The organism is Exiguobacterium sp. s160 (assembly GCF_018617575.1).
Taxonomy (GTDB): domain Bacteria; phylum Bacillota; class Bacilli; order Exiguobacteriales; family Exiguobacteriaceae; genus Exiguobacterium; species Exiguobacterium aestuarii_A.
On sequence record NZ_JACSKK010000004.1, the window covers coordinates 1 to 12,537 of the forward strand.

General features: G+C 48.8%; 7 protein-coding genes. All 7 read right to left on the reverse strand.

Annotation, left to right across the window (positions count from 1 at the left end; genetic code table 11):
* Positions 1 to 104: 104 nt before the first annotated feature.
* The 7 genes from guaC to KNO86_RS09635 all read right to left on the reverse strand — a co-directional run bounded on the left by guaC (position 105) and on the right by KNO86_RS09635 (position 12,452).
* The gene (gene guaC / locus KNO86_RS09605; protein WP_074036799.1) at positions 105 to 1,088 is read right to left on the reverse strand and encodes a GMP reductase; all 984 of its coding nucleotides are present in this window, start codon (positions 1,086 to 1,088) and stop codon (positions 105 to 107) included.
* A 203-nt stretch (positions 1,089 to 1,291) separates the two neighbouring features.
* The gene (locus tag KNO86_RS09610; RefSeq protein ID WP_214695630.1) at positions 1,292 to 3,349 is read right to left on the reverse strand and encodes a PAS domain S-box protein; all 2,058 of its coding nucleotides are present in this window, start codon (positions 3,347 to 3,349) and stop codon (positions 1,292 to 1,294) included.
* A gap of 112 nt (positions 3,350 to 3,461) precedes the next feature.
* On the reverse strand, positions 3,462 to 4,646 hold the full coding sequence (locus tag KNO86_RS09615) for an MFS transporter (RefSeq protein ID WP_214695632.1): 1,185 nt from the start codon (positions 4,644 to 4,646) through the stop codon (positions 3,462 to 3,464).
* Positions 4,647 to 4,800: 154 nt separating this feature from the next.
* Entirely contained in the window at positions 4,801 to 6,810 is a 2,010-nt protein-coding gene (locus KNO86_RS09620) for a catalase (RefSeq protein WP_214695634.1), read from the reverse strand.
* A 133-nt stretch (positions 6,811 to 6,943) separates the two neighbouring features.
* Positions 6,944 to 7,597: a hypothetical protein gene (locus KNO86_RS09625; RefSeq protein ID WP_214695636.1), complete on the reverse strand. Its 654-nt coding sequence runs from the start codon at positions 7,595 to 7,597 to the stop codon at positions 6,944 to 6,946.
* A 46-nt stretch (positions 7,598 to 7,643) separates the two neighbouring features.
* Positions 7,644 to 8,846 (reverse strand): NAD(P)/FAD-dependent oxidoreductase, encoded by a 1,203-nt coding sequence (locus KNO86_RS09630; protein WP_214695638.1) that lies wholly within the window; start codon positions 8,844 to 8,846, stop codon positions 7,644 to 7,646.
* A 99-nt stretch (positions 8,847 to 8,945) separates the two neighbouring features.
* On the reverse strand, positions 8,946 to 12,452 hold the full coding sequence (locus KNO86_RS09635; protein ID WP_214695640.1) for a lamin tail domain-containing protein: 3,507 nt from the start codon (positions 12,450 to 12,452) through the stop codon (positions 8,946 to 8,948).
* Positions 12,453 to 12,537 lie beyond the last annotated feature (85 nt).

Here is a 12,537-nt window from a genome sequence, read left to right on the forward strand (position 1 = left end):
TCTGGACTTTCAATGCCTTTGAATATTTGGTCATAAAAAACACCCCATAAAAGTTGGATTTTCGTGTCCAACTTTTATGGGGCAGTTCACGAGGTCGCCTTTTTTTAGTATACTTTATCCCCATTGAAGATTGAGTTTTTCACCATGACATAGTCTACCGTGCGCAATGCTTCGAGACTGTCGCCACCCGCGTAAGAAATCGCCGACTGGAGATCTTGCTCCATCTCGGTCAATGTATCTTGTAGTGCCCCTTTGTGTTCGACAAACATCTTTTTCCCCTCGACGTTTTTTCGCTCACCTTTTTGGAACTCGGAAGCAGAGCCGAAATACTCTTTTAGTTGCTTGCCGTCTTGCTCGAATGTTTCCCCTGGAGATTCGTCATGGCCAGCGAACAATGAACCGATCATGACCATCGAAGCGCCAAAACGAATCGACTTGGCGATATCCCCATGTGTACGGATTCCCCCATCCGCGATGATCGGCTTCGTCGCTGCCTTGGCACACCAGCGGAGCGCCGCCAATTGCCAGCCGCCCGTGCCGAATCCCGTTTTGATTTTCGTGATGCATACTTTCCCTGGTCCGATTCCGACTTTCGTCGCATCCGCTCCGGCATGTTCCAATTCACGAACGGCCTCTGGCGTCCCGACGTTCCCCGCGATGACAAATGAACCAGGAAGATGGTGCTTGATATGTTGAATCATTCGGATGACCGCGTTCGAGTGTCCATGTGCGATATCGATCGTAATAAATTCTGGTGTATGACCAGTCGACTGAAGCATCTCGATAAATGCATACTCCTCTTCTTTCACCCCGACGCTGATTGAGGCATAGAGACCTTTCTCATGCATGTCCTGGATAAACGCGAGACGCGTCTCAGGATTGAAGCGATGCATGATGTAAAAGTAACCGTTCTCGGCCAACATGAGCGCCACTTTCTCATCAATAATCGTTTGCATGTTAGCCGGAACGACCGGTAAACGGAACGTGAAGCCCCCGAGCTCGACGGTCGGGTCACATTCCGAACGACTGTCGACAATACATTTTGCAGGAATTAATTGAATATCTTCATAATCAAACACTTTATCCATAAGTTGCACCCCTATTCACGAACATTAACATCTTGAACTATGAAAAAACTTCGCCCATTCGGTAATATAACGTGAACAGCTCTCAAAGTCAAAGGGAAACTTCGTAAAAATAGTCTAAAAATGAATGTATTTAAATTTATGAGTATTTAATGTTCGTGTTTAGGCGTTCTACATATGTTTCACGTGAAAAAAAGGACCTTGATTCACAGGTCCTTTGCGAGTACATATTGGTTTCGACCGTCTGCTTTCGCCTCATATAAAGCGAGGTCGGCGCGTTTCAACAGCTGTTTAGTCGACAATCCTTTTGTATAACGAGCGCCACCGACGCTCGAAGTTGTGATGAATGTATGCTGGTCGATTTCCCAAGGTCGTTGTAACGCTTGGATAATCTTTTCGGCGACACGATGGAGAGAAGAAGGATCGGTGAATCGGATGAGGACGGCGAATTCATCGCCCCCGAGTCTTGCCACCATATCTTGTTTTCGGAGTACCGACGTCAATCGGCGCGCCAATTGACGCAAGAGCTCATCCCCGACATCATGGCCGAACGTGTCGTTGATTTGTTTGAAACGGTCGACATCGAGCGCGAGAACGCCTAATTGCTCTTTCTCATATCTCGTCTCTTCGATGGCTTCTTCAAGATAGGCGAGGAAGTAGCGTCGGTTCGGCAAATCAGTCAGCGTGTCGTGATATGCCAAGTGCTTTAAGCGCTTCTCAAGCGCTTTTCGCTGCATGATTTCTCGGCTGACCGTCAAGTAGTGCAGAAGATGCCCTGATTCGTCATAGATAGCTTGAATTTTTGTCTCGAGCCAGATCCAGCGTTGGTCCGCGTGAAAGTGTCGGAATTCAAGAGTCAGCGAGACGTCTTGCTCTTTCAAGTCCTTCAATTGTGAACGGACGATTTGAATGTCATCTGGATGAATATAGTCGAGCGTATTCTTCCCTTCATAGTAATCGGCTGCAAAGCCGAGAACCGTACGATGAGAAGGGGAGGCGTAACGAACCGTCCCATCCCGTTCTAATATGCAAACGAGATCACTCATGTTTTCCGTAATCAGTCTGTATTGTAACTCACTTTGTCTCAAGGCCTGTTCCATTTCTCGTTTTTCCGTGACATCGCGCAAAATCGTCAATATGGCCAGCTGTCCTTCATAGTCGATGAGGAGACTGCTTATGTCCATATGAAGCCGGTCCCCGCTAGGCGTCACAACGACCATCTCGGTATCTTGAACAGGTCCACCTAGTTCAAGGGTAGCGAGACGTGTCCGAGTGGATTGGTGATATTCTTCTGCAATGAAAGAAAAGATGGATTCACTCTCGAGATAAGTCTCTCCAATCGTTTCGAGCGCCATTGCGTTCGCATATAAAATCTTCCCATCTTGGTGAACGATGATGCCTTCCGGAATCGTTTCGATCAGTTGGCGATAGCGACGTTCACTTTCGATTGTGGCCCGTTCAGCGTTCTTCTCAGGCGTTAAATCGATGATGATGGCAAACAATCCGGTGATGTTGCCACCGACTTCGATCGGGATGTTCAATACGGACAAATCAAGCCGCTCCCCAGACTCATGAGTGGCGTAAACCGAATACTTGTGCGGAATGCCGGATAACGTGAACTGCAACCCTTTCCGTACACGAGAACGTTCGTCCTCGGGAAGCCAGTAAAGGAACGGTTGATGGAGCATCTCCTGCTCGGCATATCCAGTGATGCTCATGACGGCCGGATTGACCGATTTGATATTCAGATGATGATCAAGTACAAAAATGCCATGGGGCGAGTAACGTCTTAATGACTCATGATGATCTTTCAAAATGGACAATTCCAGTTCGCGACGCTTTCGTTCCGTCACTTCGCGGACGACCGAGACGATATGTGTACATTGTCCCTCGTCATTAAAAATAGGAGTCACCTCTGACTCGAAGTAATGAAGGGGAAGCGTCAATACATCATTTGCTTCTACCGTATCGGTGTAGAACGAGTCAGCAAGACGATAGTCTTCATAGACGACACTTTTTTTCGTTCGAATCGCTTCATCGTAATATGTTGTGATGAGCGCGGCCGTTTCAGCGGGGACGAGTTCGTCAATCTGCTTTCCGACATCTGCGTCCGACCAGTTGATCGCGCGTTTTGCGGGTTCATTCACAAAGACGTATCGATAAGCTGAACCATCGACTTCCATAAAGAACACATAGTCTGAAATTTTATCGAACGTCCGTAATAAAATCGATGCGTTGTATTGAAGTGTTTGGTCAGCTTTCATCTCGTCTCCCTCATTTCGTACATTCTATTTTTTACACGTCATTTTTATCTTAACGTATCCTTCGATAAAATGTGTGAACTTTCAAAAAAAGACAGGATGTAAGAACATCCTGTCAGGCAGCTTCTTTCAGTTGTTTCTGTTCGCTCCGGCCGTTCATGAGGTAATACAAGAAAATGGTAAAGAGAACGACGCCGGAAAGCATCAAGTATAGCGTCGAAAATCCAGTCAACGGAATGAGTAGACCGATGAAATACGGACCAAACCCGAGACCTGCATCAAGTGCGATGAAGAACGTCGAAGTAGCCATACCCATCCGGTGGGGTGGGGAAGCCTTGACGGCAATCGCTTGTGTACCCGATTGGATATTTCCAAATCCGAGCCCGATTAGAGCACCTGCGAGTAACAGCATCCAGCCGCTATTCGCTTGACTGAGCACGAGAAGACCGACGGCGAAAATCGCGATTGCTGGATACATGACGACATTCGCCCCACGCGCGTCCATCAACTTCCCGGTAATCGGACGAGACAACAGGACGGCGACGGAGTAGACGAGGAAAAAGATACTCGCCGCTTCAATCAAGTCAAGTTCACTCGCGTAAAAGTTAATATAGGACAAAACGCTCGAATAGCTGAGCGCGGCCATCCCGATGATGAGTGCGATCGGTAACGCCTTCGGTTCAACGAATGATTTCAATGAGAAACCACGAACGACTTCCGGTGCGTCTACTTCTGGTACGTTCACGAAAAACGTACTCGCCAAACTGATCAGTCCGATCACGAAACAAAGTCCGAAAATGACGGTGAAGCTCGTATATTGGCTAAGGAGCAACCCAACGAATGGCCCGATGGCTGTCGCCAAGGTAGAGCTCATACTGTAGTAGCCAATCCCTTCGCCTTTTCGTGTCGCAGGAATGACCTGTGCCACGATTGTTCCGGTTGCGGTACTCGATAATCCCATCCCGAGACCGTGTACGAAACGAGTGAGCAATAAGAACCCGACGCCCCAATGGACGAAGTACAACAAGATGGTGGCGGTGAAAAAGACGAGCCCGATATAAAGCGTCTTTTTCCGGCCGATCGAATCGATGAGTCGACCGATGAACAATCGTCCGGTCAACGTCCCGATGATAAAGATGCCGGTGACGAGCCCTGCTTGACTCGTCGTCGCCCCGTACGACTCGACGGCATGTACCCCGATGGTGACCATCAATAAGAAAAAGATGAGCGTCAGGAAGAAGTTGATGAGCGAGATAATCAAAAAGTCTCTCGTCCACAGTTTTTGGATAGGTTGTTGCATCGAACACGACGCCTCCTTTTCTTCAAATTCGAATAGTTAATAAACATAACTAAAAGAGTATACCAAATCAAAATAGGATTGTCTGAGATGATGCATTCAGTGAGTTTATGAAGCAAATAAAAACTCGACTCGTGAATCGAGTCGAGTGGTATCGTTAAGCGCGGTCCCAGAAGCGGGCGGTCGCGATTCCGTCGATGAACGTATCGAATCCATCGAGGTTATGCGTATCAAACGTGAAGACGCCAGGCTGGTCTGTCTTCACGCGACATGTTGCGAGTGCTTCTTGATGATGCACGTGCAGGGCGAGCGGTTTATAGTGCTTATACGTGTTCTCGATGAACTCGAGGACGTCATCTTCGACCGAGGTTGCGGCACTCACCAAGAAGGCGGCGTCGAAGAGGCTCGAGTCGACCGTGTCATACGTCTCTTTTACTTTCAAATCACCGAGCATATAGGCTTTCTTACCGACGAGACTATAGTTGACGTTGTGGTCGGCGAGTTGCTTCACCCATTGCTTTACTTGATTCGCATCCACGTCACCGGCGAGGAGAAGGGCGACGCTCTTCGTGTCTGGTTTTTTGATCGTGTTCGCCATCGAGAGGGCGGGGGACGTCTTGTCTGACTGGACTTCATTGTTTTCTTCAGGTACTTGCACGCCTAAATTATCCGCGACGGCCTCAGCGAGATGGCGGTCAATCCGATTTAATAAATCGACGGCGTTCTCTTTCACCATATCCGACTCACATTTCCCGAGCTCGAAACTGCAGGCGTCTTGAATGTGCTGCTTTTCGACATCGGTCATGCTGTTATAGAAGAGTTTCGCCTGTGAATAGAAGTCTAGGAAGCTGTCGCTGCGTCCTCGAATCTTATGTCCATCGACTTTCTCTTGATAATGCTCAAATCCGCCTTGGTCAGCTGGTACGGGTTCAGGCTGATTGTTATTGAGCGCATTTTTATGATAACTCGTCTGTCCTTTGTGGACGGCCATTTGATGCATGCCGTCACGCTGATTGTTGTGGAACGGACAAACGGGTTTGTTGATCGGAATCTGGTGGAAGTTTGGTCCACCGAGACGCGAGAGTTGCGTATCTGTATAAGAGAACAAGCGCCCTTGTAAGAGCGGGTCGTTTGAGAAATCGATTCCTGGAACGAGGTGTCCCGGATGGAAGGCGACTTGCTCGGTTTCAGCGAAGAAGTTATCGACGTTTCGGTTGAGTGTCATCTTCCCGACAAGTTTCACAGGGATTTCTTCCTCGGGCCACAGTTTAGTCGGGTCTAAAATGTCGAAGTCATAGTTGAACTCATCTTCTTCAGGGATGAGTTGGAGTCCGAGCTCCCATTCCGGATAATCGCCTTTGTTGATGGCTTCATACAAATCGACACGGTGGAAGTCCGCATTTTTCCCGACTGCTTTTTGAGCTTCGTCCCATACTTGTGAATGGACACCGAGCTTCGGTTTCCAATGGAATTTAACGAAATGTGCCTTTCCTTCCGCATTCACGAGACGGAACGTATGGACCCCGAACCCTTCCATCATGCGTAAACTACGTGGAATTCCCCGGTCACTCATCGCCCACATGACCATATGAGCGGTCTCATGGTTTTGTCCGACGAAGTCCCAGAACGTATCGTGCGCGCTTCCCCCTTGCGGCACTTCCGTATGCGGTTCAGGTTTTACAGCATGGACAAGGTCTGGGAATTTGATGGCATCCTGAATAAAGAAGACAGGGATGTTGTTTCCGACTAGGTCGTAGTTCCCTTCGTCTGTATAAAACTTCGTCGCAAAACCGCGTACGTCACGGACTGTATCCGCAGACCCACGCGAGCCTTGGACAGTCGAGAAACGGACAAATACCGGTGTCGTCTTTGAAGGGTCGTTCAAGAAATCAGCCTTTGTGATGTCGGCGAGTGGTTCATATACGTGAAACTCTCCGTGTGCACCAACGCCGCGAGCGTGGACAATCCGTTCTGGAATCCGCTCATGGTCAAAGTGGGTCATCTTCTCCCGGAAATGAAAATCTTCAATCAAGGTCGGACCGCGACGCCCTGCCTTCAGTGAGAATTCATCTTCCGCCATCTTCAATCCTTGGTTCGTCGTCAAGCCTGCTTGTTGTTCGTTATCAATCGTATGTTGTTTTAACTGCTCTTCTTTCTTGTTCCCCATGTGATTGCCTCCCTTAAGTATGACTGACCGTTGTAAGTCACGTTTTGACCTACTGTATCGGTGTTCCCTAACCCAAATAAAAAAATCCCTCTTTTTTCAAAAAAGAGAGATTTCACACAAATGGGCAATCGACTTATAGTGCAGCCCATACATGCTGTTTCAAGACGATTTGTTGCACCATTTTTGGGTCAAGATCATATTCACTAGAGACGATTCGCGTCACTTTTGATTTCACGTCCGGGTCGTCTGGATCCTGTTTCGTATATTGTTCCTGCCACAACGCCCAGATTTGAATCTCTTTTCCAGTCAGTTTCGTCGACCACTCTTTCTCACGAAGCTGCCAGCCGAACATCATCTCGTCTGTTTGACCAGGTTCGACCCAGTCGGCAAGCGCATAGTCGCCTTCAGGAGCGAATACGGCCTCACCGAGTGGGGGTTCTGTCCCGATATAGGCGGCGTCATCATAAAATCGTAACAAGGCGGCCTGGAATTGGTCGGACTGTTGGACGTTCTCGATGACGTCATGGCTAATGGATTGAAGTTCATCCGTACTTGGTTCACCATGCACCACAACATCATATTCATATCGAGTCACATCTTCTTCTACAATGGGTGAACGCTTTTCGATCGTGTATATTTCCTCGGAAATAGAGACTTGTTCAGACTTTAACTGCGTAGTGGGTGTCGATTCGTTTGGCCAAAACCAGATGGCGCAGCCGAGTGGAACGATAAACACGATCAGTCGGCGAAACGTGTACACCCATCTTGCTTTTCTTTTTTTCTTCAATCCAAAAACACTCCTTCAATATGTAACAACCCCCAAGATGAAGGGGTTACGTTCGGTCTAGACGAACGAGATCAGCGTCTGGATGATGCTGACCACGAACGAGGGCGCTCAGGATGCGAGAGCCGAGCATGCTGTACACCGTCCCATTTCCCCCATATCCGAGCAAATAAAACAAATTCGGTCGATTCGGGTGCTCTCCGATGAACGGGAGTTGGTCCACCGATTCTCCAAACAAGGCGACCCAGGCATAATCGACTTCGAGGTCATACATCGGGAAGAGTTCTGCAATTTTCTCCTTCACCCGTTCAGCCCGGTCGTTCATGAGTGCCTCATCGTGAGGCGTCTCTGCCTTGTCTTCGTCGAGACCACCAGCGATAATCCGACCGTCCGGAGTCGTACGTAAATATAGGTATGGTCGTTTCGTCTCCCAAATGAGTGCGCGTCCTTCCCATTCGCTGAACGCTGCAATCGGATTCGTTGCGATGGCGTATGAACGGTTCAAATCGATTCGATGAGAATCAAGTAGGGGAGCAGGACCGTAACCTGTCGCAAAAATGACTTTGTTCGCTTTGAATGTACCGTTTGAAGTGAGGACAATCCATCCTTCGCCGTCTGAAACGACTTCATCTACTGATGTTTCTTCAAAAATCGGGACGTTTTGTTTCGATAAGTGACGAATGATTTGACGGCTGAGCGTGAGCGGATTGACTTCGGCATCACCTTTTGTGATCAAGGCCGCCGGTTTGTCGAATGGGAAACGTTCACGCAATGCATCGCGATCAAGCCATTCCACTTCAAAACCATGCTTCGAAAGCATCTCATACTCAAGTTTCAATTTGGCAACATCGGCCTCTTCACTCGCAAAACAAAGGCTATCCCGGCGAATATAAATATCGGATGCCCCGACATCTTCCGCTACCTGATCAAGTGATTCGACGGCATCGAGACAAAGACGATAGAAGCGTACCGCCGCGTCTTCTCCGATTTTTTCGACGAGTTCATGTAACATAATGTCATTTGAATATTGAATAAGACCGGTGTTGGCCGACGTGCTGCCTGTTCCGACTTTTCGTCCGTCGAGCACCGCAAAATCCACACCATCCTGTTGCAACGTATAAGCTGTCAGTGTTCCAGACATTCCGGCTCCGATGACGAGCACGTCATACTGCTCTTTTTTCTCAGGTTGTTGCAACACCACGTCATCTGATTCGGTCGTTGGCCAATATAAATCTCCGTTATACAATTCCATCAGTTTCATCCTCCATGATTCAGCATCTTCCTTTTTATCCCCGCTTCAAGGGAGCTGAAACCAAAAAAAACGCAGACGATGTGTCTGCGTTTCAACATGTTATTTCTTGATGATGATGGATGATGGAGAAGCACCTTTCGCATACGTGATGCGCTGGACATTTTTCGCCCCGCGAATCTCGGCAAGGTTTTTTCCGTCAACGATCACTTCTTTCACTGTTGCGCCTTTGAAGTCGATGATGGAACCGGCTTCTTTCGGTTTCACTTGAACGACGACATTTTTCAACGCATCACCCGTCAATTCCGTGTAAGCGCCACGGACAAAGATTCCGTTTTTAAAGTTTGTTCCTTTTCCAATCGTCACACCGATAAAGTCCTCTTGAAGGACGAGACGAGCGGCTGGATGATTTTCTACCGTGTAACGCGTCAATTCCACTTCAGGTTCTGGAGTGAAGTCGATTTGTGCGAGAACCGGATCATGGTCACTCGCGCGACCTGACATCTCGGTGAAGTCCGCATTGACGTGAATCATGTCAATCTTCGTAGAAGCGGCCAAGCGGTTCGACACAAGGATGTGGTCGAGTACTTGTGAGTTTCCTTGATAGACATATGAGTAGCGGTCAACAGCAGGGACTTTCTCGACCATGTTCGTCATCAAGTCACCTTTAAAGATTTGAAGTGCATCCGAGAATTCGAAATCGTTAAAGTCTCCGAGTGCGACAACGTTCGCTTCAGGGTTCTTCGTCTTCACGTCCGCCACGAAGTTGTGGACGACTTGTGCAATCTTCTTACGTTGTACTTCACTTCCGAGCACGACCGGCTGTTGTGAACCGAAGAATCCAGTATCGCCGCCTTTTGAGTTCCAGTGGTTCGCGATGACAATCACGTTCTCACCTTGGAAATCAAATTGAGCTGCCAACGGTTTACGTGAGCGATTGAACGCTTCGTTCGTCGGGTCGATACGTCCCGGGTTGTGCGTCAACTTCCCGTCAACGTATCCGACTGCCGTCGTCGCGTCACCAGCAGGCATTCCATCCGTCAACGATACACGCGCAGGGTCATACAAGAAACCGACACGAATGTTAGCATCCGGTGCACCACCGTCTTGGTTGTTCTCAGGGTCGATGTTGACGTATTTATACGTTTTCCCGCCGACAGCAACGATGTTGTCGATCAAGCGTTGATAGCTTTGATCAGCGGCAGAACCCGCACCTTTGTCTTGTCCATCGTTGTCTTGTACTTCTGTTACGCCGATGATGTCAGGACTGTTCAATTCATTGACGAATGCTTTTGCCAATTTGAGCGCCTTCTCATCTGATGTTTCTTTAATGTTGTTCGAGAAGTTTTCTAAGTTGTAAGACGCAATCGTCAATTGATCTTCTTCTGCTTCGATGAACGTCTTCTCACGCTGCGCATCCCCTTTGACGAAGGCAGCTTTCATGTCTTCGAGCGACGCTTGAATCTTGTAGTTTCCGAATGAGTAGCCGACGACACCAACGATTGGTCCGTTGAAACGGTCGCCTGTCGCCACATCGAAGTCACGCGCTTCTGCGTTCGGTTCGAGACGGAATTGAATGCGCTCCGGGTTTGCGTCGTTCTTTTTCAATAAGACACCACCATTGTAAGTCTCCGTTGGCGTATCTTCGAGCACGGTCACGAGGTCACCGTATTCTTGTGGTCCGACTGATTTCAAGTTGTTCGTTTGAACGCGCATGCCTTCGAGGCTTTCCCAGAAGTCAATCGCATCTTTCTCCGGGTTGAAGACAGCGAGGTTATCACTATCGATAAACTCTGTCGGTAGGTTTGAAGCATCGATTGTAATCGGAGTCGGGAGTGTCACACCGCTCGCGACGACTTCTACTTTTCCGTTACGTGTATCGATTTGCGTCATTTTCATGTCTGTCTGTTGACGATCGCTATATCCTTCAATCGCGTATTCGCTCACTTTTCCATTCACCTTGACGAGATCACCGACTTGAATGCCAGCGATTGAACGTCCGCCGTAAAGGACGATTCCTTCAGATGTGCGTGCATCGTCGTCGGCTTCAGCATCCGGTGTCTGGATGAAGTAATATGTCGTCCCGCTCGAGATGAAAGTAGACGTGACGATTCCTTCGATGCCCTCAACCGTCTGTCCGTTCATTGGAGCCGTATGGTTCGCTCCTTGGATGTCGTGAATGCGAATCTTATCTGTGATCTTGTATGAGAACGTCGAGACCGCGCTGAACGTGTCACCTGTTTTCACGACCGTCTTCAACGGAGTCGAGTTTTCGATACGAATCGAACCTTCGTAACGAGTCCCGTTCTCTTTCGGATCTGAACCGTCGAGCGTATAGAAAATTTCAGCATCTGCCGTCGTCGTTGAGAGTGTGACGTCTTGCGGTCCGACAAACGTGCCGGCACCTGGTTTTGCGACGGCCGGGCGAAGGACCGACGTATCGATGACCGTGTCCGCTGGGTCACGCGGGATGATTTGATAAGCATCGTCAAACTGCTGAACGATTCCTGTGATGGATGAATAGTTCACATCCGTCTGTAAATCGAGGATGCCCCGTTCGTCACGAACGATGAACTCTTTCGTTCCGTCTGTTGCCGTCAAGTTTTGACCGCTCCCTGTGAGCGTGACATTGTTGACGGTTACGAGTTCTGATTCGACGTTTTCATTGATTTGTTCTCCCGTCACTACTTGTGCAGTAGGAAGCGTCGCTGCTTGTTTCGAGACGACGACCGCGCTGTTCAATTGCAAGAGTTCACGATACGAACCGACGACGCCTGTGACGACGACTTCATCTCCAACGTTGACCGCAAGTGACGTCGGGCGGATAGAAAGACCGCCTGTCGCATCTTGAATCGAGATCGTGTTCGCGAGTTTTCCAGTGACGACTCCTTTTACAGTGACCGTCTCATTTTCTGCTTTTGTCCGTGCGTCTGCGATTGAAATCGGTGTGACCGGTGCAGGTGGTTCTGTCGTACCGCCATCGCCGTACTCGACGCCTTGGAACGTATGCACCCCGAGGTTATCGAATGAGTCTTGTGGTGTCGATGTCCATTCGACAGCAGGATCGAAAGCATCGCTTCCGTCACTGTCGCCACGCGTGACCGTATCTTTTCGGATGAGTGACTGGTCGGCAGTCGCGACGGTCGTTCCCCATTTCGTACCTGGGTCGACACCGAGTTGACCGAAGACGTCGAGAACAGTGTCTCCTTTTTTCAAGACAATCGTGTCATCTCCGTTGAAGTTCGTCACAGCGCTCGTCGTATCCGATTTCGCTTTCAATGCGTCTGACGCACTACCGTTCACAATGACATATGTAGCTCCTGGTGCGAGTGTTCCCGTCAAATTCAATGTGTTTCCGGCAGTCGTGCCACCGTTTGAATAGAGTTCAATCTTGTAGGCAGAAAGGTCAATCGTCGCGTTCGTTCCGTTAAACAACTCGATGGCTTTATTGTTGCTTGAGCCTTCTACATACTCTGAGATGAAAAGGTCTGAAGCATTCAACGTCTCGGCATGTACATTTGCCGCGATCGGCGTCATGCTACTGACGATGAGTCCTGCCGATAAAGCGAGGCCAGTGACTGTCTTAAATGATTGTGTTGGTTTCCCCATGTGTAAGTCTCCCTTGGATGTAATTATGTAACCCGATTTCCCCATCGTGCGCCATCATAAATTGAGTATAAATTACCCTCCTTTA

Bases quoted from the DNA above. Each gene is read 5' to 3' on its own strand.
- guaC (WP_074036799.1), bottom strand. From the start codon at position 1,088: ATGGATAAAGTGTTTGATTATGAAGATATTCAATTAATTCCTGCAAAA.
- KNO86_RS09610 (WP_214695630.1), bottom strand. From the start codon at position 3,349: ATGAAAGCTGACCAAACACTTCAATACAACGCATCGATTTTATTACGG.
- KNO86_RS09615 (WP_214695632.1), bottom strand. From the start codon at position 4,646: ATGCAACAACCTATCCAAAAACTGTGGACGAGAGACTTTTTGATTATC.
- KNO86_RS09620 (WP_214695634.1), bottom strand. From the start codon at position 6,810: ATGGGGAACAAGAAAGAAGAGCAGTTAAAACAACATACGATTGATAAC.
- KNO86_RS09630 (WP_214695638.1), bottom strand. From the start codon at position 8,846: ATGGAATTGTATAACGGAGATTTATATTGGCCAACGACCGAATCAGAT.
- KNO86_RS09635 (WP_214695640.1), bottom strand. From the start codon at position 12,452: ATGGGGAAACCAACACAATCATTTAAGACAGTCACTGGCCTCGCTTTA.